Annotated in this window: 20 protein-coding genes; 6 read left to right on the top strand and 14 right to left on the bottom strand. The window is 72.4% G+C overall.

Translation table 11 applies throughout. The features are described 5' to 3' along the window. Nucleotides 1-28 precede the first annotated feature (28 nt). Nucleotides 29-601: a GNAT family N-acetyltransferase gene (locus O7626_RS07150; RefSeq protein WP_278060368.1), complete on the top strand. Its 573-nt coding sequence runs from the start codon at nt 29-31 to the stop codon at nt 599-601. A gap of 62 nt (nt 602-663) precedes the next feature. Here the strand turns inward: O7626_RS07150 and dapB are convergent, their stop codons facing one another. The 6 genes from dapB to truB all read right to left on the bottom strand — a co-directional run bounded on the left by dapB (nt 664) and on the right by truB (nt 8,182). Beyond that, nucleotides 664-1,443 (bottom strand): 4-hydroxy-tetrahydrodipicolinate reductase, encoded by a 780-nt coding sequence (gene dapB / locus O7626_RS07145; protein ID WP_278060367.1) that lies wholly within the window; start codon nt 1,441-1,443, stop codon nt 664-666. A 98-nt stretch (nt 1,444-1,541) separates the two neighbouring features. Further along, the gene (locus O7626_RS07140) at nt 1,542-2,894 is read right to left on the bottom strand and encodes a pitrilysin family protein (RefSeq protein WP_278066083.1); all 1,353 of its coding nucleotides are present in this window, start codon (nt 2,892-2,894) and stop codon (nt 1,542-1,544) included. A gap of 162 nt (nt 2,895-3,056) precedes the next feature. Beyond that, a complete protein-coding gene (locus tag O7626_RS07135) occupies nt 3,057-5,447 on the bottom strand; it encodes a polyribonucleotide nucleotidyltransferase (RefSeq protein ID WP_278060366.1) in 2,391 nt (796 codons plus the stop codon). A 313-nt stretch (nt 5,448-5,760) separates the two neighbouring features. After that, on the bottom strand, nt 5,761-6,030 hold the full coding sequence (gene rpsO, locus O7626_RS07130; RefSeq protein ID WP_278060365.1) for a 30S ribosomal protein S15: 270 nt from the start codon (nt 6,028-6,030) through the stop codon (nt 5,761-5,763). Between the two features lie 184 nt (nt 6,031-6,214). Continuing rightward, nucleotides 6,215-7,162: a bifunctional riboflavin kinase/FAD synthetase gene (locus tag O7626_RS07125; protein WP_278060364.1), complete on the bottom strand. Its 948-nt coding sequence runs from the start codon at nt 7,160-7,162 to the stop codon at nt 6,215-6,217. Nucleotides 7,163-7,288: 126 nt separating this feature from the next. Next, complete coding sequence (truB, locus tag O7626_RS07120) at nt 7,289-8,182, bottom strand: tRNA pseudouridine(55) synthase TruB (RefSeq protein ID WP_278060363.1); 894 nt, start codon at nt 8,180-8,182, stop codon at nt 7,289-7,291. 228 nt (nt 8,183-8,410) lie between these two features. Between truB and O7626_RS07115 the strand changes: the two genes are divergently transcribed. Continuing rightward, nucleotides 8,411-9,424 carry a DUF5954 family protein gene (locus O7626_RS07115; protein ID WP_278060362.1) on the top strand — a complete coding sequence of 338 codons (1,014 nt, stop codon included), beginning with the start codon at nt 8,411-8,413 and terminating at the stop codon, nt 9,422-9,424. A 343-nt stretch (nt 9,425-9,767) separates the two neighbouring features. Here the strand turns inward: O7626_RS07115 and O7626_RS07110 are convergent, their stop codons facing one another. Beyond that, entirely contained in the window at nt 9,768-10,460 is a 693-nt protein-coding gene (locus O7626_RS07110) for a serine protease (protein ID WP_278060361.1), read from the bottom strand. 353 nt (nt 10,461-10,813) lie between these two features. Here O7626_RS07110 and O7626_RS07105 point away from each other — a divergent pair, with 353 nt between their 5' ends. The 3 genes from O7626_RS07105 to O7626_RS07095 all read left to right on the top strand — a co-directional run bounded on the left by O7626_RS07105 (nt 10,814) and on the right by O7626_RS07095 (nt 12,344). Beyond that, entirely contained in the window at nt 10,814-11,152 is a 339-nt protein-coding gene (locus O7626_RS07105; protein WP_278060360.1) for a hypothetical protein, read from the top strand. 130 nt (nt 11,153-11,282) lie between these two features. Then, the gene (locus O7626_RS07100) at nt 11,283-11,804 is read left to right on the top strand and encodes a hypothetical protein (protein ID WP_278060359.1); all 522 of its coding nucleotides are present in this window, start codon (nt 11,283-11,285) and stop codon (nt 11,802-11,804) included. Nucleotides 11,805-11,828: 24 nt separating this feature from the next. Next, nucleotides 11,829-12,344 carry a hypothetical protein gene (locus O7626_RS07095; protein ID WP_278060358.1) on the top strand — a complete coding sequence of 172 codons (516 nt, stop codon included), beginning with the start codon at nt 11,829-11,831 and terminating at the stop codon, nt 12,342-12,344. Nucleotides 12,345-12,591: 247 nt separating this feature from the next. Here O7626_RS07095 and O7626_RS07090 read toward each other — a convergent pair whose 3' ends face one another. Together O7626_RS07090 and O7626_RS07085 are read right to left on the bottom strand one after the other, a co-directional pair. After that, a complete protein-coding gene (locus O7626_RS07090; protein WP_347404758.1) occupies nt 12,592-12,918 on the bottom strand; it encodes a nuclease-related domain-containing protein in 327 nt (108 codons plus the stop codon). Between the two features lie 29 nt (nt 12,919-12,947). Further along, nucleotides 12,948-14,228, bottom strand: a complete 1,281-nt coding sequence (locus tag O7626_RS07085) for an MATE family efflux transporter (RefSeq protein ID WP_278066082.1) — start codon at nt 14,226-14,228, stop codon at nt 12,948-12,950. Nucleotides 14,229-14,627: 399 nt separating this feature from the next. Between O7626_RS07085 and O7626_RS07080 the strand changes: the two genes are divergently transcribed. Next, the gene (locus O7626_RS07080) at nt 14,628-15,098 is read left to right on the top strand and encodes a hypothetical protein (RefSeq protein ID WP_278060356.1); all 471 of its coding nucleotides are present in this window, start codon (nt 14,628-14,630) and stop codon (nt 15,096-15,098) included. 382 nt (nt 15,099-15,480) lie between these two features. On the opposite strand, the gene O7626_RS07075 is transcribed toward O7626_RS07080, so the two are convergent. From O7626_RS07075 to O7626_RS07055, 5 genes are all read right to left on the bottom strand, one after another. After that, nucleotides 15,481-16,860 carry an ABC transporter substrate-binding protein gene (locus O7626_RS07075; RefSeq protein WP_278060355.1) on the bottom strand — a complete coding sequence of 460 codons (1,380 nt, stop codon included), beginning with the start codon at nt 16,858-16,860 and terminating at the stop codon, nt 15,481-15,483. A gap of 8 nt (nt 16,861-16,868) precedes the next feature. After that, the gene (locus O7626_RS07070) at nt 16,869-18,008 is read right to left on the bottom strand and encodes a hypothetical protein (protein WP_278060354.1); all 1,140 of its coding nucleotides are present in this window, start codon (nt 18,006-18,008) and stop codon (nt 16,869-16,871) included. Continuing rightward, complete coding sequence (locus tag O7626_RS07065) at nt 18,008-19,543, bottom strand: VWA domain-containing protein (RefSeq protein ID WP_278060353.1); 1,536 nt, start codon at nt 19,541-19,543, stop codon at nt 18,008-18,010. The genes O7626_RS07070 and O7626_RS07065 overlap by 1 nt, the downstream gene beginning before the upstream one ends. A 67-nt stretch (nt 19,544-19,610) precedes the next feature. Then, on the bottom strand, nt 19,611-21,962 hold the full coding sequence (locus tag O7626_RS07060; RefSeq protein WP_278060352.1) for a serine/threonine-protein kinase: 2,352 nt from the start codon (nt 21,960-21,962) through the stop codon (nt 19,611-19,613). Next, entirely contained in the window at nt 21,959-23,605 is a 1,647-nt protein-coding gene (locus O7626_RS07055) for a trypsin-like peptidase domain-containing protein (RefSeq protein ID WP_278060351.1), read from the bottom strand. Before O7626_RS07055 ends, O7626_RS07060 begins: the two co-directional genes overlap by 4 nt. Nucleotides 23,606-23,746: the final 141 nt, after the last annotated feature.

Below are 23,746 nucleotides of genomic sequence, written 5' to 3'. Positions count from 1 at the left end.
CTCCCTACCCTGCGTAGGCTTCCCACTCATGGCTCTCGGGTACGTCCGCCCGGCGCGTCCGTCAGACGCCGGCGAGATCGCACGCATCCAACTCGCGACCTGGCGGACCGCGCACCGCAGGATGCTGCCCAAGCACGTGCTCGACAACCTGGACGAGGAGTGGCTCGGTCGCCGGTGGAGTGCGGCGGTCGAGGCGCCACCCTCCGAGCGGCACCGCGTCCTGGTCGCCGTCGAGCAGGCCGAACAATCGTATCTGGTGGGATTTGCCGCATCCGGGCCCCCCGACGAGCAGGCGCTGGCCCCGCAGGAACCGGCCGAGGCGCTCGGTCCGGCTGTGGTCGCCGTGACCGACCTGCTGGTCGAGCCGCGCTGGGGACGGCGCGGGCACGGCAGCCGGCTGCTCGCCGCCAGCGTCGACCTGTGGCGTACCGACGGCTTCGACACGGCGGTGGCCTGGGCGTTCGACGCCGACGCCGCGACCCGGAAGTTCCTCGGCGGTGCGGGCTGGGAGCCGGACGGCGCCGCCCGGGCGCTGGACGTCGACGACCTGCTGGTCCCGCAACTCCGGCTGCACGTCTCACTCGCCGCCGAACCCGGCTGAGCTGTCACAGGTGTTAGGCGGGGGCCCTTCTACCACCGAAAACGATAAGCGGGGGCCCTTCCTTACAGCAGTGGGTCGATGCCGACGGTCAGGCCGGGGCGGTGCGGCACCGAGCGCACCGCCAGCAGTACGCCCGGCATGAACGACGCCCGGTCGTACGAGTCGTGCCGGATGGTCAACGTCTCACCGGCGGTACCGAACAGCACCTCCTGGTGCGCGACCAGGCCGGTCGCCCGGACCGCGTGCACGCGTACCCCCTCGACGTCGGCGCCGCGCGCACCCGGCAGCTCGTCCTTGGTGGCGTCCGGCACGGCACCCAGGCCCGCCTCGGCCCGAGCCTGGGCGATCAGCCGGGCGGTGTGCGTGGCGGTGCCACTGGGCGCGTCGAGCTTCTTCGGATGGTGCTGCTCGATGATCTCGACCGACTCGAAGTACCGGGCCGCCCGCGCCGCGAACTGCATCATCAGCACCGCCCCGATCCCGAAGTTCGGCGCGATCAGCACGCCCACCCCGGGCCGCTCGGCGAGCCAGTCGCGCACCTGGTCGAGTCGCTGGCCGGTGAAGCCGCTGGTGCCGACGACCACGTGGATGCCCTGCTCGACGCACCAGCGCAGGTTGCCCAGCACCGCGTCCGGGTTGGTGAAGTCGACCACCACCTGCGCGGCCGCGTCGGCCACGGTGGAGAGCGGGTCGTCCTGGTCGACCCTGGCCACCAGTTCGAGGCCCTCGGCCGCCTCCACCGCCCGGCACACCTCGAGACCCATCCGGCCCCGGGCGCCCAGTACGCCGACCCGCAGCGGCCGGTCCGTCGCATCGTTCACAGGTGCACGCTCATCGCTCACGGGCCACAACCTATCCCACCGCCACACCGACCCAGGCCGCTCACCACGCCCGCAGGGACCCCGTCCGATGGCCGGCCCGCCACCGGCGAGTCGTGGCGTCAGCCCCGGGCGATGGAGAAGTCGTCGCCGTCGAACGGGCCGACCACGGCCAGCGACATCGGCCGGGCCAGCAGGTCGGCGGCGAGCGTGTTCACCTCGTCCGCGCTCACCGTGTCGACCCGGGCCAGCAGCTCGTCGACCGGCAACAAATCGCCGAAGAGCAGCTCGCCCTTTGCCAGCCGGCTCATCCGGGACCCGGTGTCCTCCAGGTTGAGCACGTAGGAGCCCTTCGCCATGCCCTTGCCCCGGGCCAGCTCGGCGTCCGTGACGCCGTGCGCGGCAACCTCGGCCAACTCGGCCCGGACCAGTTGCAGCACCTCGTCGACCTTGCCCGGGGCACAGCCCGCGTAGACGGCGAAGAGGCCGGTGTCGGCGTACTGGCTGGAGTAGGAGTAGACCGAGTAGGCCAGGCCACGCCGTTCGCGGATCTCCTGGAAGAGCCGGCTCGACATGCCGCCGCCCAGCACGTTGTTGAGTACCCCGAGGGCGAACCGCCGGTCGTCGAGCCGGCCGATGCCGGGGCAGCCGAGCACCACGTGCGCCTGCTCGGTCTCCTTGTGCTCGACGAGGCTGTCCGGTCGGCTGGTGCGTACCCGGGTCTCGGCCGGACGCAGCGGGGCCGGAGCGGCCGGCTCACCGTCGAGGGACGTACCGGCCAGCGCCTGCCGGACCAGCTTGACCACCTCGGCGTGGTCGAGATTGCCGGCGGCGGCGATCACGATCGACGGCGCGGTGTAACGGCACCGGTAGAAGCTCTGGATCTGCCGGCGGGACATCGGCGAGACGGTCTCCTCGGTGCCGGAGATCAGCCGGCCCAGCGGATGGTCGCCGTAGACCGCCCTGGCCAGCAGGTCGTGCACCTCGTCGCCGGGCTCGTCGTCGTGCATGGCGATCTCTTCGAGGATCACCCCGCGCTCGGTCTCCACGTCGGCGGCGGCCAGCACCGAGTCGGCGACCAGGTCGCACATCACGTCGATGGCCAGCGGCAGGTCCTGGTCGAGCACCCGGGCGTAGTAGCAGGTGTACTCCTTGGTGGTGAAGGCGTTCGTCTCGCCGCCCACCGCCTCGATCGCCGCCGAGATGTCCAGCGCGCTGCGCTTGCGGGTGCCCTTGAAGAGCAGGTGCTCCAGGAAGTGCGAGACACCGGCCTGCGAACCGGTCTCGTCCCGGGAGCCGACCGCCACCCAGATGCCGAACGAGACGCTGCGCATCGCCGGGATCGCCTCGGTGAGCACCCGCAGCCCGCTGGGCAGCACGGTACGGCGTACGGTGCCGCCGAGCGGGTCGCTGTCCACCACCCGGGTCACCGCCCGACCCGGCGAAACCCGACCGGGCGAAATCCGATTCGACAACGGAACCCGACTCAACGGAACTGGCTCCTCGCTCGACGTCGACGCACGTGGCGTACGCCGCTCCTGCAACGGTGCGGCAGCCGTACCCGGAGAAGGGTCCGCCTGCCGCGCGCGCCGCGCCGGCCGGGCCGCACTCTGGCCCGGCCGGCGCGGCGCGGTCGATCAGCTGTGCCGGTTGCGCCGACGGCGCGGCGCGTCGCCGCCACCGCCCTCGCCGCCGCCCTCGCCACCGTCGCGGTCGCCGCGGCTCGGGCCACGGTCGCCGCGGTCCCGGTCGCCGCGGTCACGCGGACCCCGGTCGCCGCGGTCCCGGCCGGCCGGCCGCTCGCCGCCGGACGCCTCGGCCGGCGCCTCCGCCCCCTCGGGCCGCACCTTGTCCAGGTAGATCTTGCCCCGGGCGTCGATGTCGGCGATCTGCACCTCGACCTTGTCGCCGACGTTGAGGAAGTCCTCGACCCGCTCGACCCGCTTGCCGTCGCCCACCTTGGAGATGTGCAGCAGGCCGTCCCGGCCGGGCAGCAGCGAGACGAACGCACCGAACGCGGCGGTCTTGACCACCGTGCCGAGGAACTTGTCGCCGACCTTCGGCAGCGTCGGGTTCGCGATCGCGTTGATCCGCTCGACCGCGGCCTCGGCCGACGGGCCGTTGGTCGCCCCGACGTAGATGGTGCCGTCGTCCTCGATCGAGATCTCGGCGCCGGTCTCGTCCTGGATGGCGTTGATGGTCTGGCCCTTCGGCCCGATCACCATGCCGATCTTGTCGACCGGAATCCGCACCGTGGTCACCCGGGGGGCGTAGTCCGACATCGTGGCCGGACCCTCGATCGCCTCCTGCATCACGCCGAGGATCACCTGCCGCGCCTCGTACGCCTGCTGCAGCGCCGCCGCCAGCACGTCGGACGGGATGCCGTCCAGCTTGGTGTCGAGCTGGAGCGCGGTGACGAACTCCCTGGTGCCGGCGACCTTGAAGTCCATGTCGCCGAAGGCGTCCTCGGCACCGAGGATGTCGGTGAGCGTCACGTACTGCGTCTTGCCGTCGACCTCGTCCGAGATCAGGCCCATCGCGATGCCGGCGACCGGCGCCTTCAGCGGCACACCGGCGCTCAGCAGCGCCAGGGTGGAGGCGCAGACCGAACCCATCGAGGTCGAGCCGTTCGAGCCGAGCGCCTCGGAGACCTGGCGGATCGCGTACGGGAACTCCTCGCGGCTGGGCAGCACCGGGATCAGTGCCCGCTCGGCCAGCGCCCCGTGCCCGATCTCGCGCCGCTTCGGCGCACCCACCCGGCCGGTCTCACCGGTCGAGTACGGCGGGAAGTTGTAGTTGTGCATGTAGCGCTTGGTCTTCTCCGGGGAGAGGGTGTCCAGCGCCTGCTCCATCCGGAGCATGTTCAGGGTGGTGACGCCGAGGATCTGCGTCTCGCCACGCTCGAAGAGCGCCGAGCCGTGCACCCGGGGCAGCACCGCGATCTCGGCGGTCAGCGGCCGGATGTCGCGGGGACCGCGGCCGTCCATCCGGACCTGCTCGCGGAGCACCCTGGCGCGTACCTCGGACTTGTTCAGCGAGCGGAACGCCGCGCTGAGTTCCTTTTCCCGGCCCTCGAAGTCGCCGGAGAGCTGCTCGACGACCCGGTCCTTGATCCGGTCCAGCGCCTCTTCGCGGTCCGCCTTGCCGGCGATCTTCAGCGCCTCGCCGATCTCGGCCCGGGCCACCCCGGCGACCGCCTCGTAGACGTCGTCGGAGTAGTCCAGGAAGACCGGGAAGTCGGCGACCGGCTTGGCCGCCACCTCGGCGATCTCGCTCTGCGCCCGGCACAGCTCCCGGATGGCCGGCTTGGCCGCCTCCAGGCCGCTCGCCACGACCTCCTCGGTCGGCGCCGGGGCACCACCGGCGACCAGCGCCACGGTGTGCTCGGTGGCCTCCGCCTCGACCATCATGATCGCGACGTCGCCGTCCGGCAGCGCCCGGCCGGCGACCACCATGTCGAAGGTGGCCCGGGACAGCTCCTCGACGGTCGGGAAGGCGACCCACTGGCCGTCCACGTGCGCCATCCGGGTCGCCCCGATCGGGCCGGAGAACGGCAGGCCGGAGAGCTTGGTGGAGAGCGAGGCGGCGTTGATCGCCACCACGTCGTACGGGTGCTGCGGGTCGAGCGCCAGCACGGTCTCGACGACCTGCACCTCGTTGCGCAGCCCCTTGACGAACGAGGGGCGCAGCGGCCGGTCGATCAGTCGGCAGGTGAGGATGGCGTCCTCGCTCGGCCGCCCCTCGCGGCGGAAGAACGAGCCGGGGATCCGGCCCGCCGCGTACATCCGCTCCTCGACGTCGACGGTGAGCGGGAAGAAGTCGAACTGCTCCTTCGGCTGCCTGCCCGCGGTGGTCGCGGAGAGGACCACGGTCTCGCCGAGCTGGGCGAGGACGGAACCGGCGGCCTGCTTGGCGAGCCGCCCGGTCGAGAAGGTGATCTCACGGGTGCCGAAGGACCCGTTGTCGATCACGGCGGTGCGGTGCTGGGTGCCCAGCGTGCTGCTGTTGGGGTTGGACGTTTCGGTCATGGTGCGGTAGCACTCCTTCGATCGGGGGCCGCCCGCGACTGCCCTGTCGCGCCGGTGCACACCGGCGCGGGACCGTGCCCAGCGGAGCTGCTCGGACAACCGGTCTTCGATCGAAGCGCCCGGGGCGCCGGCGGTGCCGGCCGGCCCGGGGGCCACTACCGAGGACCGGTGCGTCGACCGGCTCCCATCGGGAGGTCGCGCTGGCCCCTGGTTACGGGTTTGCGAGCTGGGCGGGTGGAGCGGCTGGCCGGGTTCCGGGCCGACGACGTCGCGTCGCCGGGACGGCACCGGGACGGCCGCTCCCCCGCTCAGATCACCGCCGCAGGCCGAGCCGCTCGATGAGCGACCGGTAGCGGCTGATGTCCTTCTTCTGCATGTAGTTGAGCAGCCGCCGACGGCGACCCACCAGCAGCAGCAGACCACGACGGCTGTGGTGGTCGTGCTTGTGCACCTTGAGGTGCTCGGTGAGGTCGGCGATCCGCTTGGTCAGTACCGCCACCTGAACCTCGGGCGACCCGGTGTCACCCTCGACGGTCGCGTACTCCTGGCGGATCTTGGCCTTGGTCTCCTGGTCGAGCGCCATTTCTCCCTGTTTCTGGATTGTCGTGTCCGCCCGTGGCCGGTCGGTGGACCGGGCCGGGGCGACCTCGCACCCGCGGCGTCGTGCAGGCACGCGAGGCCACGCCGGTAAGCCGACGTTCCCGTCAGGCTACCAGCCTGCTCCGGCCCGGCCGAGTCAAGGGCACGCCGGAGCCGGGCGCACCAGCTCAACCGAGCAGTTCCCGGGTCTGCTCGACGTCCGCGTTGATCTGCGCGACAAGCGGTTCGATCCCCTCGTAGCTGCGCGTTTCCCGCAGGTACGCCACGAAGTCCAGGGCAAGTCGCTCACCGTAGAGATCGCCGGTGAAGTCCAGCACGTACGCCTCGATCCGGCGCTCCCGGCCGGAAAAGGTCGGGTTCGTGCCGATCGACACGGCGGCGGGGAGCCGCTGCCCGCCGTTCCCGGCCGGACCGCCGCCCCGGCGGATCAGCCAGGCCGCGTAGATGCCGTCCGCCGGCACCGCCGCATAGCGGTGGCAGAGCAGGTTGGCGGTGGGGAAGCCGATCTCCCGCCCCCGCTGGTCGCCCCGGACCACCACACCCTCCAGCCGGTGTGGCCGGCCCAGCGCCGCCGCCGCGGCGGTGACGTCACCGGCGGCGACGCAGGCCCGGATGTAGGTGGACGAGAAGACCGTCTCCGCGTCGGCGACCAGCGGCGCGCCCTCGACCCCGAAGCCGAAGGTACGGCCGAGCCGCTCCAGCAGCGCCACGTCCCCGGCGGCCCGGTGGCCGAACCGGAAGTTCTCCCCCACCACCACCAGCGCGGCGTGCAACTGCTCCACGAGTACGTCGTGCACGAACGCCTCCGGCGAGAGCCGGGAGAAGTCCGGGGTGAACGGCACGACGCAGAGTACGTCCACCCCGAGTGCCTCGATCAGCTCCGCCTTGCGGGCCGGTTCGGTGAGTACCGCCGGATGTGAGCCGGCCCGGACCACCTCGGCGGGGTGCGGGTCGAAGGTGACCACCACCGACTGCACGCCCATGTCCCGGGCCCGCTTCACGGCGTGCCCGATGATCGCCTGGTGCCCCTGGTGTATCCCGTCGAAGACCCCGATGGTGACCACCGAACGGCCCCAGCCGACCGGCGCCCCGTGGTACCCCCGCCACCGCTGCATCCTGACCCGCTCCCTCTCCTGCCGTTCCTGCCGTCCGTCGTCGCCCCGCCGCGCGGACGCGTCGCCCCGCCGCGCGGACGCGTCGCCCCGCCGCGCGGACGCGTTCAGGCCGGGGCGAACACGCGCTCAGGCCGGGGCGAGCACGATCTCCGCCCGGGCCCGGCCGTCCCGGTCGCTGACGATGGCGATCAGGCCGCCCTCGGGGCCGAAAACCGCGTACGGCCCGACGATGCCGGCCGGGTCGAGCGGGCCGCCGTGCGAGAGCACCTTGGCCTCGTCGATGCTGGCCTGCCGCTGCGGGAAGAACCGCCGGGCCGCCGCCTCGACCGTGAGGTTCACCACATCCGGGGACCGGTCCGCGAGCTGCGGCAGGGTCGCCGCCTCGGCCAGGGTGAACCCGCCCACCGCGGTGCGCCGCAGCGCGGTCAGGTGCCCGCCGACCCCGAGCGCGGCCCCGAGATCCCGGGCCAGCGCCCGGATGTACGTCCCGGAGGAGCAGTCCACCGCCACGTCCACGTCCAGCACCGCCGCCCCGTCGACGGTGTCGCGCCGAAGGTCGAGTACGTCGAGGCGGGAGACGGTGACCCGACGCGCGGCCAACTCGACCGCCTCGCCGTCGCGTACCCGCTTGTAGGCGCGCTGCCCGTCGATCTTGATCGCGCTCACCGCGCTCGGCACCTGGTCGATCTCGCCGGTCAGCGGCAGCACGGCGGCGCGCACCGCCTCCTCGGTGACCCCGGCGGCGTCGGCGGTGCCGACCACCTCGCCCTCGGCGTCGTCGGTCACCGTCGACTGGCCGAGCCGGATCGTCGCGGTGTAGCTCTTGCCGGCCCCGATCACGTACGTCAGCAGCCGGGTCGCCCGGCCGACCCCGATCACCAGCACGCCGGTGGCCATCGGGTCCAGGGTGCCGCCGTGCCCGACCCGGCGGGTCCGGGCCAGCCGGCGGATCCGGGCCACCACGTCGTGCGACGTCATGCCGCCGGGCTTGTCGACCACGATCAGACCGTCAGCGCTCACGGGATACCAGCCTGCCAGAGCCCGGCGGTGCACCGGCAGGGCGCCCTCGACCCGGACTGGGGTCCCGGCTCGGGATCGATACGGGGCTCTGCCCCGGCGCGACGATGCTCAGATTCGAGGAGCCCGTTGCCGGCAGCTGTGGAGCGTCGTGGCGAAACGCCGAAATCTGTGCAGAACTGTGGTGGTGGCGGAGCCCTGTTCCGGCGCCCGTGGTAACACAATGCGTACATGGCCAATCACGACAGGTCGGTGCCTGATCACCTGCTGATCAAAATCGAGCAGCCGGACGACCCCGTCTCGATGATCTCCGAGGACGACGCCCGACGTCGCTCGCTCGCCTACCCCAAGACCATGTGGGGTGCCCCGGTCTTCGGCCTCGCCGAAGAACTGGATGCCGGTCGGTGGCGGATCATCCGGCTCGACGCCGAAGAGCCGCAGTACGCCCGGGACAGCCTCGCCCACCACCTCCGCACGCGGCACAGCGAGACACCGGACACTTCCGAGAACGCGACCGAGCGTGCCGAATGCGAAACCGCGTACGAACTGCTCGACTGGGAACCCGTCGACGACCTCACCGTCAACGGCCGCCGATACCGGATCATCCGCGCCCAACCGTTCATCCGGATAGGGCCGGACGGGCCCGAGCCGCCCCGACCCACCGACCCCGATCCGTACCCGCCCGGCCAGGCGGAGAAAGCTCCGTCCCGGATGGACGGGTTCGTCATCGACCCGACCGCCGGCACCGGGCTCACCGACGGAATCCTCCGGATGGAGATGACCTCCGCCTTCCACCGCGCGGAAACCGTCCCCGACGAGGTCCGCGCCCACTCCTACCAGGCACTGGACACCCACCCCAACGTGGTGCTGCTCCCGGTCGGTTTCACCGTCGGCGGTTACGTCGACGGCAGTTGGCGACCCAAGTCGTTCGACGCCTACCCGACCCCACAGGCTGCCCGGGACGCCGTCTCCTACTCCATCGTGCGGCCCCGGATGGACGAGAACACCACGATCGAGGAGTTCCTGGCGACGTGCGAGCGCGCCCGCGCGGCACACCAGCCGCCGCGTACCGACGACTTCGAACTGAACGGCGTGCGGTGCCGGGTCACCCGGATCGAAACCTTCGTCCGGGTCGGCCCCGACGGGCCGGAAGGGCCGCGCCCCTCGGACCACGACTCCCAACCACCACCGGCCCGACATGTCGCCGACCTTCGCGCCCAGGGCCTGATGCCCGACCCCGACTGACCTACCCGCCCCCGACCTTGTCGCCCGCCCCTATCCTGAAGGACGCTCAGCGTAATCGGAGCGGTGAGGTGCGTAGTCGAACTACCAGCCGATACGCCGGCCCGCCGCGAACGGCTGTCAACGGGAGACGGGTACACATGGGATCCATTGCCGACACCTAAGTCGGCGATCCGGGCGGCCAGCAGTTCGAGCGCCGCGTACGGAAGGCTCGGTGCCCGGTCGTCGTGGAAGGCGAGCAGCAGCCGGAGGTCGCGTCCCGGCCACCCCTTGGCGATCGGGCGCACCACCTCGACGACCAGCGCTGCCGGATCGGCCGCCCGGCCCACGCCGTCGAGCACCAGGTTCATCGGCGGCGGCTCACCGGCCAGGCTCTCCGCCAGCGACTTCCGACCGCCGAGTCGCCGCTGACCCATCCGCGTACCCGGGGTAGATATCTGATGATCGTCTCGACCGGGATCATCCAGGAGAGTGCCGAGCCCCGACCGGCGAGATAGCTGACCACGATCCCGAGGACGTGCTCGGTCTCCTCGTCGAAGACCGCCGTGCCGCTGAACCCGGGCTCCAAGGCGGGGCCGGTCGGCTCGGAGTCGAGTTGGATCCACACGCCGCCGGGTCCGCCGTCTCCGGCGAGCCGGGTCCGGGCCCAGACGCCGGTCGGGACCGTCGCGGGGAAGCCGAACATCCGTACCGCCCGACGGGCACCGGACGGCAGCCGACGCAGCACCGGACCGGAGCCGTACGGCAGCGGTTCGGCGAGCCCGAGCAGGGCCAGGTCGACCCGTTGGTCGTCCTGCGGCGGTTTCCAGCAGCCGTCGGACACGCGGCCCCGGGGAGCTGGTCCGGCGGCACGATGCCCGACCAGCTCCACCTGGAAGTCCTGGTCCGGCCGCCGGGCCTCCGCGCCCGCGATCTGCGGCAGCAGGATGTGCGCACAGGTCAGCACGTGCCGGTCACCGAGGACGATGCCCGCGCCACGGATCGCGGCGCGATCGTCCCGAATGCACGCCCGCCACTGTGCGCTGCCCGAATGCGACACACGGCAACGTTATTCGCAGGTGTCGGATCGGTGCCACCCGCAACAAGGTCGGAAAACAGTCTGCACCTCGGGCCTGCACCGAACAGGTCCGGCGAACGCCCGCCAGGTTCTCGGGTACCGGGATCAGCCCCGGTCGAGCCGAGGGCGGTGCGGACACGCCCCCCGGTGGGCGGAACCCCTGCTCGTCCGATGGAGCGTGGCTCTGTCCGGGTGCGGCGGACCGGGCGATCGACTGTCGACGATATCGCTGGCCGCCGTCATCGGCACCGAGGTGAGCTGCCGCGAAGCCGGGATGAAGCAGCGCTTTGCTTGAATGGGATTGTTCGTACTCATCGGTGCTTATTGGAGAGAGCATGTCACCAAATGGCTTTCGCTTTGGGCGGCCGGTGCTGTCATTGGCTGCGGTGGCCTGCGTGGCTGCGCTGACGGTGACGACGAATCCAGGTCCGGCGTACGCGGCCACCGATCAGCTCGCACTCTGGCTACACCCGGCCGGCCCTGTTTATCGACTCGTCGATCCACCGGCCGGATGTTTTCCGATCCGGAGTGGCTACACGGTCGTCGACAACCGCCTGGACACGTACGTCGTCGCGTTCCAGGGCGACTTCTGCACCGGACGGTCGGTTCGGGTCGAACCCGGGGTGCCGACGCAGCTTGACGTGGTCTCCCACAGCGTCCGCGTGCCTCGGTGAGAGTCCCACTCGCCCAGCTCAGCGATCCGACGGAACGGGTTCCACGGCGCTGCACGAGGTCCGGATCGGAGGTGGTGACGCACATCGCACATGTGCCTGACGTTCGCCACAGAATCAAGGAGTAACCAGCATGAAATTGTTCCGTGCATTGCTTGCCCTCATGGTCGCCAGTGTCGTTCTGGCTACCGGCACGCCGGCATCTGCCGATCCGGCACCATCGGGGGACAAAGCGGGCCGGCAGGGCCTGCTGCTGACCGGGTCGACCGCGCCGCAGTGCGTGCTGACCCTGGACCGTCCCGTGCCTGGCCAGGATCGACGTGCCGTCCGGTCCTACGAGTGCCTGTCACCCGGGGAGCAACGGTTCATCCCGCAAAGTTCACTGCTCATGACCTGGTACGACAATGTCGATTACTACGGGGCATCGACTGTCGTCGAGGACTCGTGGCCCTGCGACCCGTCGGGTTATCGGATCCCCACCGGGAGTTGGGTCAACCGCATCACGTCGTTCAAGGTTTGGAACGACTGCTACCGGACGACGGCATATGTCCAGTCCGACTGCCTCGGAATCTCCAGAGGGTACACCGGAAATGTCCCCTACGTGGGAAGTGTCATGAACGATCGCATCGGATGTTTCCGCACCCGCGCGGCCTAGCTGCAACAAGGAATGGAGAAAACAATGGCAAGGACATTCCACAAGAGGGTCTTCGGTGTGGGCCTCGCGGTATTGACGGCCACCGCCATGAGTAGCGGTCCCGCCTTCGCCGGCACCGCCGGGGCGCAGTCGGAGGCCACGGTGCAGCGCTGCGTCCTGACGCTGGGAGAACGCCCGGCGGGCTCGCTGTACAACACCATCAAGTCGTACGAATGCTTCACCGCCAGTCAAGATCGACGTCGGGTTCCGGCGGGAATGGTCGAGTTCTACAAGGGATCCGACTTTCGTGGCGACGTGTTGGAGATTGATCCCGGCGGAGGCCCCTGCGACAGCTCGGGATGGGGGATTCGACAGATGCCCTCCGGCTGGGACAACCAGATCTCTTCGTACTACACGGCCACCTGGTCTCAATGCACCAGGACCCAGGCCTTCGACCTGGCGAATTACGGTGGGTACAGCCAGACTTACGGAGGCACGGTGCCATGGGTCGGCAGTAGCCTGAACGACAAGATCACCTCCTTCCGGTGGTGGAAGGGCTAGCCGACCGGCACCCCGAATAGTGGTGGGCGCGGCTACGGAACACCCACGGGACGTGGCCGCATGACGGCGGGCATGGCCGTTCGGAAGATCGTCAAGGGTGTCGAAGCCCGGATCGACCGAGGCGGGACCATGCCCGCCGCCATCTCACCGACCGTCCTCGCGCCCGTCACGCTTCCGGTCCGGCCGGCGGCGCGATCGGCGGTCCGGGTGCCATGCTGACCCTCGTCCTCGCCCGTCCCGTTGCCGGCTAGCCTGCCGTACGCCTCGGTGAGCACCGGAAGCGCGGTCCGGCCGGTGCGCGGCCACGATCCTCGTGGCGGGCATGCAGGAACACGATCGCGCCCACGTACGGCACCTGCGCATTCCTGGGGGCGTAGTGCTTGATCAGGCTGGCCAGCCGCTTCGCCTTACGGTTCGCCAGGATGTACGGGTTGTCCTCCGGGAACGTCCGGCCGTTCGGCAGCTGCCGGGTCCAGTGGGTGCCGCTGCCCTCGATTACACCCTGCCAGTGCTTCAGCTCCACCACGTACAGACCACTGCGGGTGAGCACCGACGAATCCCGGTCAGTGGGCATATTCCGGTAGGAGCCGCCGACGGCCGTCCTTAACGGGTGGCGCCGAGTACGGCCCAGCGGCCGGAGCGGATCCGGAGCAGCAGTCCGACCAGCCGGGCCAGCACGAAAAGGGTGAGCCCGGCCCAGATCCCGCCGAGGCCGAGATCGAGGGCGTAACTGAGCCAGATCGTCGGCAGGAAGACGCCGAGACCGCTGACCACGGTCAGGTCGCGCAGGAACCGGACGTCGCCGGCACCGATGAGTACCCCGTCGAGGGCGAAGACGACGCCGGCCAGCGGCTGCATCCCGACGAACCACGGCCAGGCGATCATGGCCTGCTCACGTACCTGTGGGTCGTCGCTGAACCAGCCCGGCACCACACCGGCACCGGCGCCGATGACAACTGCGAAGGCGATCCCGCAGACGCCGCCGTAGATCGCAATCCGCCGACCCAGCAGCCGGGCGCCGGCACCGTTCCCCGCGCCGAGGGCGGCTCCGACGAGCGCCTGGGCGGCGATGGCCAGCGCGTCGAGCAGCAGCGCGGTGAAGAACCAGAGTTGCAGGGCGATCTGGTGCGCGCCGACGGCGGCCACCCCGAATCGGGCCGCCACGGTGGTCGCGGAGAGGAAGCTGACCTGGAAGGCGGCGCCCCGGATCAGCAGGTCACGGCTGAGCACGAGTTGCCGGCCGATCACCCTCGGGCGGGGTGCCAGCGGAACCCGCTCGGCGACCAGCGCGGCCGCGAAGAGCAGCCCGGAGAGGGTCTGCGCGATCGCGTTGGCGATCGCCGAGCCAGCCAGGCCGAGCCCGGCGGGATAGACGAGCAGCGGGCAGAGCAGCGCGGAGAGCAGGTTCGGCCCGAGCACGAACCAGAGCGGCCGCCGGGTGTCCTGCACGCCGCGCATCCAGCCGTTGCCGGCCGCGGCCAGCAGCAGGCCGGGGGCGCCGATCGCCGCGATCCGCAGCCAGGCTGCCGCGCCGTCGGCCACCTCGGGGGATCCGCCACCCGCGACGGTACGCGCCAGCGGGCCGGCCGCGAACTGCATGGCGACCGCCAGCAGCACTCCGGCGGCGAGGGCGAGCCAGGACGACTGGACGCCCTCGGCGACGGCTGCCGCCCGGTCGCCGTACCCGAAGCGGCGGGCCGCCCGCCCGGTGGTGCCGTACGCGGTGACGGTGCCGATCCAAACGACCAGGGTCATCACCGGCCCGCCGACGGCGAGCGCGGCGAGCGGCACCGCGCCGAGATGTCCGAGTACGGCGGTGTCGACGAGTACGTAGAGCGGCTCGGCGGCGAGCACCAGCAGGGCCGGCAGGGCGAGTCCGAGGATCCGCCGCCCGGACGCGTCGACCGCCCCCGACCCCGGTGCGCCCTCGGACGCCGGCCCCGATCCCGGGGTCGATGCGGCTCCCCGAGTCGGCACGGCCTGCGAGGTTCGTGCGTCTCCCCGGCCCGACACGGCTTCCGGGCCGGACACGGCTCCCGCGATCGGTGCACCTTGCGGGGTCGGCACGGTTTCCGGGGGCGGCGTGGTCGGCTGGTTCATCGGAACCGATGCTGGCACGGCAGTCGTAAGGAACGCAAGGCTTTCTGACGCTTACCAGCACCGCTCGGCGAATCGCCGCGGCGCGCGTCGCACTGGCCCGATCAGCGACCGGTGCCTATGCTCCGGAACCGTGTCGAACCACGGCGGGGGCCGGGCGCGAGCCGGGTAGGGCTGGGCGCCCGAGTGTTGGCAATGCCGCTGCGCTGGCTGGGGGTCGGCACCGGCGTGGCCGGGCTGGCCGCGTCGAGCCTGTTCGGCGGCCTGGAGACGGTGGCGAAGGCCGAGGTGCCGACGGTCGAGGTCGGCCAGCGGGTCGACGGCGGACCGTGGCAGGTGACGGTGACCGGCAGCAGGCTGGTCGGCAAGCTGCCGACGCTCTACCTCGCCGACGGCAAGCGCTGGTTGACGGTACTGGCGACGATCGAGAACGCCGCCAACAAGAGCCGTACCGACTTCGACGACGCCGTCAGGCTGGCCGGTGTCGCCGGAGTCACCCGGGAACAGGACGACGGCACCGCGGTGCCGGAGAGCGTGACGGTGCAGGTCTGGGGTACGACGCGCCGCCTCGACACCGTAGGCGACCGGTGGGAGTGGCTCGATCCCGAGCGTCGGGCCGAGGTCCGGGTGCCGGTGCAGGACGGGATGGCCGGATGACCGGGCCGGCCGGGCGACCCGGTTCTGATCCGGTCGCCAGTCACCGGACGCCGCCCGGTCCCGTGCAGCGGTTGGGTCTGCGAGCCGGCGCCGGCACCCTGGTCGTCGCCGCGCTGGCGGTCGGCGGGGCCATCGCGAACTGGCGGCCGGTCAACGGCGGCGGGGCCGATCACGGCTACGGACTCCAGCACCGCCGCGCCGAGCGTACGGCGTCGTCGGGCGGGCCGGCTCCGGGCCGGGGAGGTCACCGCAGTCGCGCCCGGGGTCGCCACCGATCACGGGTCACAGGGTACCGGTGCGCGGGCCGTCCCCGTGGTCCGTGCCGACCGGCTACGAATGCGCGGCCACCAAACCGGTGCGCCGCCGCTAAGCGGGTACGCCGCTAAACCGGTGCGCTGCACGCACCCGGCAGCCACTCGTCGGGCGGGATGGCGACGCGGAGCCGTTCCAGGTCCCCCAGCAGCGAGTCCAGCCGCTCCGCGCCATACTGGAGATATTCGAGTACGGCGGTCTGGAAGGCGTTCGCCATCGCGCTCGGCATCACGTCCGAGGCATCGAGGCAGAGTGGACTCCGGCTCGCCGTCAGGGTCTCCGCGATCCTCCTGCTCACCTCCGGCCGCCGGTCCACAGTGTCCGGCGCGGCGGTGTCGTCGTCGGGCCGGACGTCCCGGTTGACCGAGAAGAAGCTGCCGGCGCTGCCACCCTGCCAGATCCGCTGGGCCTGGTCGGTGGCGAGGAACTCGATCAGGCGACGGGCCGCCGGCTTGTCGCTGAACAGACCGGCGAAGTCGGCCGAGGCCATCGAACCGTCCCGCCCGGCCGGGCCGGCACCGGCGAAGACCGGGAAGGGGAAGTAGTCCGCACCGAGCACGTCCGCCGCCCGGACGGTGCCGCTCGACTCGCCTTCGAGATAGCCGGCCCGCATCCCGATCACGAACGACGCCTGGTGTTCGAGGAGGCAGCCGGGCGATCCGGTGAACATCGGCCGGCCGGCGTCGGTGAACTCGGTCAGCAGGGCGGCGGCGCTGCCGCCCCGGACCATCCCCGGGAAGCCGACCAGGTCGCCCCAGGCGTTCCAGGCCGCCCGTACCTCGGACGAGGTCCAGCCGAGCCGCCCGGCCGACCAGGCGTCGTAGGCCGCCGCGCCCGAGCGGTGCAGCAGGATGTCCTCGATCCAGTCCGTTCCCGGCCAGCCGGAGCCCGGGGTGGCGCTCATCCCCAGACACCACGGGGTCTGCCCAGCCCGTGCCAGCGACCGGCTGGTCTCGACAAGCGCCGCCCAGTCCTGCGGCGGCCCGGCCGCGCCGAACGGCACCCGCCCCGGCACATACCAGACCAGGCTCTTCAGGTCGGCCTTGATCGGCACGACGTCCAGGCCGCCACCGCCGTTGAGTTGGGCCAGTGCGCGCCACTGCGGGCTCATCGACGAGGCGGGATCGGCGTCGAGCGGCCGGAGTACGCCCCGGCGCAGGTACGCCGCCAGTTCGCTCACCGTCGGCAGCACGGCGACGTCCGGCGGGGTGCCCTTCTGCACCTCGGCCAGGAGGATCTGCCGGACCGCCCGGGTGCCCCGGTAGTCGACGTCGACGCCGAACCGCTCCTCGAACTCGCGCAGCACCGCCCGGAAGCTCTCCTCCTCGGCACCGGTCCAGGAGGCCAGCACGGTGACCGTCTCCTCGTCGGGCTGGCCCAGGCAGCCGCCGAGGCCCAGCCCGACGGCGAGCACCGGCAGCAGGACCAGCTTGGCGAGCGTTCGTCGCATCCGTTGCCTCATCTCGACCGGTACCGGTATTCCTCGATCCGCGGCCGCAGCCCCAGCCAGACGAGGAACGGAAACGGGGACGTCAGCAGCAGTACGACGAAGGCACCCGAGGTCGCCGCGGTGGCCAGTGCGGCCTGGTCGTCGACCTCCTCGGCGCGGCGCAGCACGTCCGGGTCCGCCGCCGGAAGCGCCGGGGACGACACCGCGTCCGGCGAACCGGCGGCCGTACCGGTGCGGAACACGTCGCTGGTGACCTGGCAGCCGTCCGTCGGCGGGCAGAAGTCGGCGAGCAGTTCGTCGAGTGCGGCGACCCCCTCCCGGTCGGCGCCGGTGGACTGCTCCGCCGACAGCCGGCGGACCTCCGCCAGCTCCCCGTGCGCGTCGGCGAGTTGGCCCTTCGAGACGAGCACGAACGACGTGCCGGCGGTGAGCAGCACCAGCAGCACCGTGGCGGCGGCCAGTCCCCAGTTGACCGCCCGGCGGAACCGGCGGCGCACGAAGACCTGGGTGCCGACGAGCAGGGCGAGCAGCAGCAGCGCCGGCACCAGCCAGAGTAGCGTGGCGCCGGGGCTCAGCCAGCCGGACGAGAGCCTCGCCTCCAGCGCCTCGCTCTCCGCCGCCAGCAGGCTGTCGAGCAGGGCCAGGATGCCGCCGTCGGAGTGCAGCAGGCGGGAGGCGTACCAGGCGTAGGCGGTGGCGAGGCCGCCCGGCCCGCTCTGCCGGTAGTGCGCGTCCGCCTGCCCCATCAGCCCGACGTACGTGACGAGCAGCCCCTCGACCACCTGGATCTGCCGGCTGCCGGCGCCGCCGGAGCCGATGTCCTCGGCGGCCTGGGCCAGGCTCTGGCTGGCGGCGGCGATCTGGTTCTGGTACTCCTCGCCCGGCCCGACGAGGCCGGCCTGCCGGGTCTGGAAGCTGGTGATCGCCGCCGTGTCGGCCCGGACCAGTGCGGTACGCACGGCGGACAGCTCCATCACCGAGGGCAGGCTCCGGCCGCGTACGGTGTCGGCGGTGCGGTGGGTGCCCCAGACCACGGCGAGCGAGCCGGCCAGCACCAGCGCCGTCACGCCCAGCAGGGCGCCGAGCAGGCGCAGCAGGGTACGCCGGGTGGTGCTCGCCCGGGTCGGCCCGGTCGGCGCCGTCGTCATCAGTTCACCTCGCCGCCGGCCGTCGCCGCCTCGAACGGCCGGCGGCACGCCTCACACGCCGCCGCCTCGGGTGGCGAGATCCGCCCGCATGGACAGACCTGGTCGGCACCGCCCCGGGGTGTCGGCACGGCGGCGGGCTCCGTCCCCGGCTCCGCCTCGGCCGGCAGCGGCGACCGGGGTGCGGGCCCGGGGTGCGGGGGATCCCAGGGCGGCTCCGCGTCGCCGACCATCACCGAACTGACCGCGACCCGGAGCAGCGCGCTGCGGGTCCAGTCCTGCCTGAGCCGTGCAGGGTGGTCGGAGTCGCCGGTGATCTCCACCAGCCCGGCCAGCCGGTGCAGCACCTCGGTGGCGCCGAGCCGCTGCGCCAGGACGACGGCGAGTCCGAGTTGCTCCTCGGCGAGCTTCCGGTTCCCCGCCTCCAGCGCGTCGCAGCCGGCCGCCACGGCGTCGCCCAACTCCTCCTGGCCCAGGTGTCGGGCGAGCACCGGCTCGATCCGGGTCGGCGCCACCGGGTCGTCGGTCCAGCGCAACACGATCGGCCGTGGGTCGGCGCACCGCTCGCCGGCCATCAGCAGGTCCACCCGGGCCGCCCGGCGTTCCTCCTCCAGCGGTGGGCGCTCGCCGGCGGATACGTAGCCGATCGCCAGGTCGACCAGGAAGTCGCGGCTCTCCTCGCCGGACCAGGAACCGGGGTAGAACTCGGTGGTGCGGTCGTCCAGCACCGTCGCGTGCTCGGTGAGGTCGGCAAGCGTCGGCGTCTCCTGGCGTACCGACCGGACCCGTACCCCGGGTGCGGTGGTGAGCCGGATCCGCAGGTCGGGCACCTGCTTGCCCATCGCCCTGTCCATGATGGACCCGAAGTCGGCGACCAGCTCCTCGACCTGTCCGACCGCCTCGGCCGTGCCGCGCAGCACCGAGGTGATCCGTAGCAGTTGACGGTGGTCCCAGTCGTCGCCGATGCCCCGGGCGTCGCAGACGAAGGTGCCGGCGCTGCTCGTCAGCACCTCTTCGAGCTGCTCCGCTGTCTCGTGCTCGTTACGCCCGTCGGTCAGCAGGATCGCGTGCCGCACCAGGTCCGGGTACGGCCCCAGCAGCTGGTGCGCCAGCCGCAGCCACTGCCCCATCGCGGTACCGCCGCCCGCGTAGAGGTGCCCGACCGCCCGCTTCGCCGCCGTCCGGGTACTCGCGCTGGCCACTGCCGTCCTCGCCCGGTCGGGATAGACCATCCGGGCGGTTTCGGTGCCGGCGACGATGGCGAAGCTGCTGCCGTCCCGGATGGTGTCGATCGCCGCCCGGGTCGCCTGCTTCGCCGCCACGATCTTGGACTGCGGGTAGCCCATCGAGCTGGAGCAGTCGACGAGTACCACCACCCCGGCCGTGCCGGCCGCCGGCAACGCCGACCGGTCCGGGGTCCGGGCCGTGACCCGGAGTACGACCGCCATCCCGGTGTCCGAGGTCGACCGGTACGGGTTCTGCACGACCTCCAACCCGAACGCGTGTGGCGGGCCTCCCCCGCCGGGACCTGACGTCACGCCGGCACCTCCCATCGGATCGCCACCGTCCCGGGACTCGAACCGTCGCCAGCGGCGTGTGGACTCGTCACCACGGGGTCCTCGGGCGTACCGCGTTGGCGAGGTCCACCAGGGCACCGTGGTCCTCGATCGTCCGGGCCTGCCCGGCGAGTACCCGCATCGACCGTTCCAGCCGGCGCCGGAGGCCGTCCTCGGTCGGCTCCGGGCCGAGCACGTCGGCACGGTCGCCGAGCCCTCCGCCGAGCCTCTCGCCAAGCCCTTCGCCGAGCCTGGAGCCGTGCCCTTCGCCCGGCCCGGCCCGGCCGCCGTCCCGGAACAGGCCGAGTGCCGCCGCCTGGACCAGCGCGGTCAGTCGGTCCCTGGCCTCCCCGGTCGGGTTGCCACCGTCCAGGTGCAGCGCCGGCAGCCGGCGCAGCGCCTCGGCGATGTCGTCGACGCTCGGCCCGCCGACCGGCAGCCGGCCGCAGAGGATGCGGACCGCCGCGACCCGGGCCCGCTCGTAGTGCAGGGTCTCCCTCGGCACCTCGTCCAACACCCGCACCGCCCCGGCCCGGTCGCCGTCGTGCAGCCGCAGCCGGGCCAGCCCGAACGCGGCGCTGCCCTCGCTCCGGTCCCGCCGCCAGATCGCCTGGTAGAGCTGCTCCGCCCGGAACCGCTCGCCCAGGTGCTCGGCGCAGAAGGCGAGAGCGAGCTTCGGGGCGATCTCGCCGGGACAGTCGGAGTAGACGGCGTTGAACTCGGTGTCGGCGGCGTTGAGCTGGGCCCCGGCCGCCCATGCCTCCGCCGCCGGCCCCGTCGCCCGGGACAGCGCGAGCAGGCCGCGGTGCCAGCGGACCCGCCAGTCGTGGTCGGCCAGCGGTCCGAGGTCGGTCACGGCCGCGTCCAGGGCGCCGGCCGCGCTGTCCGGATCACCCGCTTCCAGGTACGCCCGGCAGAGCGCGAACCGCACCTCGACCGACCGGAGCCCGGAGTTGGCCAACTTCTCGACCAGTCCGCGCGGGTCCGCCGCACCGGCGGTGGCCAGCAGGTCCACCGCCTCGTCGTCCGGGTCCACGACCGGCTGCGGCAGCGCACCGGCCGCCGACGACGGGGACGGCGGCGCGATGTCGAGCAGCCCGGTCTCGCCCCGGATCCAGACGTCCAGCCCCGGCACGGCGCCGAGCCCGGCGTCCAGCAGCACCGGGGTCGGCGCGAAGACGGTGGACCGGACCGGGTGCGGCCGGCCGGTACGCAGCGACAGCAGTTCCCGGAGTACCCCCTTGAGCTGCTGCGACATCTCGGCGGCGGTGGCGAACCGGCGGTCGTGCCCGGCGACGGCCCGGTTGACCAGCCGGACGAAGGACTCCACCCCGAACGCGATCCCGTCGGCCCGCCCGGCCGGCGCCGCCCGGCGCCCCTCCTCGCTGACCTCGAAGAGCACCTGGAGGGTCCGGCCGACGGTGTGGATGTCGGACCGGACGGTCAGCCCGTGCCGGCGGATCTCGTCCGGCGGAACCTGGTAGAAGTCGGTGCCGACCTTGGGACTCTGGTCGTCGTCGATCCGGCGTACGCCACCGATGTCGATCACCTTGATCCGGTCCGGGCAGCGGATCACGTTCGCCGGCTTCATGTCGCAGTAGAGCAGCCCCCGGCCGTGCAGGTACTCCATCGCCGCGAGGATCTCGTGCCCGTACGCCAGGACGTGCTCGACCGGCAGCGGCGCGACACCCCGGGCGGCGGCCTCCTGCACGTCCTGGAGGGACTGGCCGTTCAGGTACTCCATCACGATGTAGCCGGCCCGCTCGCCGGTCTGCGGGTCGCGGTGGTTGACCGAGTTGAAGATCCGGACGATGTTGGGATGGTCCAGGGTGGTCAGGAAGCGCCGTTCGGCGACCGCCAGCCGTAGCGCCGCGTCGCTGTTGGTGATCAGTCCCTTGAGGACGACCGGATTGCCGTCCAGGTGGGTGTCCCGGGCCAGGTAGACCCAGCCGAGGCCGCCCCGGGCCAGACAGCCGTCGACCTCGTACTGGTCGGCGACCAGGTCACCCCGGTGCAGCTTCGGGGCGAACGAGAACGGCGTCGTGCAGTGGCCGCAGAAGCCCTCCAGCAGGCCGGGCTGGCCGGCGTACCCCCGGCCGACCTCGGCCCGGCACCGGCCGCAGAACCGGCTCGCCTCGGGCACCTCGGTGTCGCCGCGCAACCGGCTCACCGGGTCGGCCGGTTCCAACTCCGGCATCGGCACCAGGCCGCCGACCAGCCAGGACGGGCCACCGGAGGCTGTGGAGCCAGAGCCAGAGCCGGAGCCGGTGGTGCCGGTGACGGCGAAGGACGCCGGTCCGCCGCCGGTCGTGGCGGGCAGCGGCCGGCGGTCGCAGGTGTCACAGAAGCCGGTCTCGTCCACCGTCCCGGTGCAGTCCGGACGGTTGCACCTGTCGGTCACCGCACCGCCCCCCCGTCCTGCCCCGGCCCGTCCTGCCTCAGCCCCGGCCCGTCCTGCTTCGGCGTCGAGCCGGTGGTGTGGCGCCGGATCACCGTGCCGTACCGGTCGACGAGCACGGCACACGCCGTCAGGTCGGCCGGCCCCTGCCAGAGCGCCTCGTGGGCCCGCCGGTACAGCGCGGTCAACTCCCGGTCCTCGCGCAGCGGCGCGGGCACGCCCGAGCGGTATCCGTCGAGCCGGTCCCGCAGCCGGTCGCGTTCGTCGAGGAGCGACTCCATGTCCCGCACCGCCCGCCTGGCGGCATCCAGGGCCCGGTCGGCCCTGCGCCGGCACGACTCGACGACGGGCAGCAGCGGTGTGCTGCCGGGCTGCGCGGCGGCGGCCCGCAGCGCGGTCAGCCGCAGCCGCAGCCCCGGTTCGTGTGATCCGGGAGCCGAGACCGGGGTGACCCGGGCGGCGACGTGGACGTACCGCTCCCGGGCCGCCTGTTCGGCGGCCCGCACCTCGGCGATCCGGGCGGCCAGCAGTTCGATCGCGGCGTACGGCAGGCTCGGCGCGTCGTGGTCGTGGAAGGTCAGCAGCAGCCGGAGGTTCCGTCCGGCGACCCGCTCGGCGATCGGCCGGACCACCTCGGCGACCAGTGCCGCCGGGTCGGCCGCCCGGTCCACCCCGTCGAGTACCAGGTTCATCGGCGGCGGCTCGCCCGCCATGCTGTCGGCGAGTGACTTCTCCAACTCGGCGCCGACGCTCATCCAGTTGACGATCCGGCTGCTGACCTCCGCCACCGTCCGGCCCGACACGTCGAGCGCCAGGTCGATCCGGCCCGGCCGGGACTCACCGGCGACGGCCGGCGGCGGCCCGCTCCGGTCGGGGCCGGCGGGCCGGAACTCCCGGCTGGTCCGCAGCACGACGTCGCGCAGGGCGGCCTGCGCGGGCGAGCCGGGCGCGGTGACCATGATCCGCGAGTCCGGCGGGGCGCCGGGGGCGAGAAAATCGGCGAGTTGCCGGACCACCGCCTCGTCGCTGTGCACCGGACCGACGGGCGCGGCCAGGCTGGCGTCCACCGCCGAGTCGCCGCTGACCCACTCGCGGACCCGGGGCAGGTACCTGATGATCGTCTCGACCGGGATCATCCAGGACAGTGCCGAGCCCTGGCCGGCGAGATAGCTGACCACGATCCCGAGCACCTGGTCGGTCTCCTCGTCGAAGACCGGCGTACCGCTGAACCCGGGCTCCACGGTCGGACCGGTCGGCTCGGAGTCGAGTTGGATCCACTCGCCACCCGGTCCGCCGTCCCCGGCGAGCCGGGCCCGCGCCCAGACCCCGGTCGGGACCATGTCGGGGAAGCCGAACATCCGTACCGCCCGGCGGGCGCCCGACGGCAGCCGGCGCAGCACCTGACCGGTCTCTTCCGGCAGTGGCTCGGCGAGCCCGAGCAGGGCCAGGTCGGCCCGCTGGTCGTCCTGCGGCGGCTTCCAGCAGCCGTCGACCACTCCGGCCCGGATCGGCGCCACGGCGGGACGTCGCCCGACGAGTTCGACCTCGAAGTCCCGGGCGGGCCTGGCGTGCGCGGCACCCGGTTCGCCGTGCGGCGCCGGAAGGAGGATGTGCGCACAGGTCAGCACATGCCGGTTGCCGAGCACGAGGCCGGCACCGCGAATCCCGGCATGATCGTCTCGGATGCATGCCCGCCACCGTGCGCGGCCCGAATGCGACACACGGCAACGTTATGCGCAGGTGTCGGATCACTGCCACCCGGAAAGGGGTCGGAAATCGGCCAGCAT

The organism is Micromonospora sp. WMMD1102, assembly GCF_029626265.1.
Lineage (GTDB): Bacteria > Actinomycetota > Actinomycetes > Mycobacteriales > Micromonosporaceae > Plantactinospora.
This window is presented reverse-complemented; position numbering and strand designations above follow the sequence as displayed.

What these genes read in the sequence shown, in the direction of transcription:
- O7626_RS07150 (WP_278060368.1), top strand. Translation starts at nt 29, where the DNA reads ATGGCTCTCGGGTACGTCCGCCCGGCGCGTCCGTCAGACGCCGGCGAG.
- O7626_RS07135 (WP_278060366.1), bottom strand. Translation starts at nt 5,447, where the DNA reads ATGACCGAAACGTCCAACCCCAACAGCAGCACGCTGGGCACCCAGCAC.
- rpsO (WP_278060365.1), bottom strand. Translation starts at nt 6,030, where the DNA reads ATGGCGCTCGACCAGGAGACCAAGGCCAAGATCCGCCAGGAGTACGCG.
- O7626_RS07125 (WP_278060364.1), bottom strand. Translation starts at nt 7,162, where the DNA reads ATGCAGCGGTGGCGGGGGTACCACGGGGCGCCGGTCGGCTGGGGCCGT.
- O7626_RS07115 (WP_278060362.1), top strand. Translation starts at nt 8,411, where the DNA reads ATGGCCAATCACGACAGGTCGGTGCCTGATCACCTGCTGATCAAAATC.
- O7626_RS07105 (WP_278060360.1), top strand. Translation starts at nt 10,814, where the DNA reads ATGTCACCAAATGGCTTTCGCTTTGGGCGGCCGGTGCTGTCATTGGCT.
- O7626_RS07100 (WP_278060359.1), top strand. Translation starts at nt 11,283, where the DNA reads ATGAAATTGTTCCGTGCATTGCTTGCCCTCATGGTCGCCAGTGTCGTT.
- O7626_RS07095 (WP_278060358.1), top strand. Translation starts at nt 11,829, where the DNA reads ATGGCAAGGACATTCCACAAGAGGGTCTTCGGTGTGGGCCTCGCGGTA.
- O7626_RS07090 (WP_347404758.1), bottom strand. Translation starts at nt 12,918, where the DNA reads ATGCCCACTGACCGGGATTCGTCGGTGCTCACCCGCAGTGGTCTGTAC.
- O7626_RS07075 (WP_278060355.1), bottom strand. Translation starts at nt 16,860, where the DNA reads ATGCGACGAACGCTCGCCAAGCTGGTCCTGCTGCCGGTGCTCGCCGTC.
- O7626_RS07070 (WP_278060354.1), bottom strand. Translation starts at nt 18,008, where the DNA reads ATGACGACGGCGCCGACCGGGCCGACCCGGGCGAGCACCACCCGGCGT.